Raw genomic sequence first — 294 nt, forward strand, 5'->3', positions numbered from 1 at the left:
CGCACTTGCCTGTACTGGGGAATCGCTTGGTCCATAAAGTTCAGCCTTTCCCGGTGTCAGCAACGGTTTGCCGGTAAAGTTCCGCTGTCTGGTCGTCGAAGCAGCAGAAAGTAACAGTCTGCGGCAGCGCGCTTTGTTGCAGGAAATCGCTTACGGTGGCGACGGCGATGTCGGTCGCCTCGTCCTTCGGGTAGCGGTAGATGCCGGTCGAGATCGCCGGGAAGGCGATCGTTCGGCAGCCATGGTCGCTGGCGATTTCGAGCGAGCGGCGGTAGCAGGAGGCGAGCAGCTCTG

Annotated in this window: 1 protein-coding gene; it reads right to left on the minus strand. The window is 60.9% G+C overall.

Going from position 1 to position 294, the window contains the following annotated elements:
* Positions 1-40: 40 nt before the first annotated feature.
* Positions 41-294, minus strand: a 254-nt coding sequence (locus EN859_RS37100; RefSeq protein WP_189502578.1) for a macro domain-containing protein, incomplete at its 5' end; no start/stop codon positions are given.

The sequence above is a fragment of the Mesorhizobium sp. M00.F.Ca.ET.216.01.1.1 genome (genome assembly GCF_004010325.2).
Taxonomy (GTDB): domain Bacteria; phylum Pseudomonadota; class Alphaproteobacteria; order Rhizobiales; family Rhizobiaceae; genus Mesorhizobium.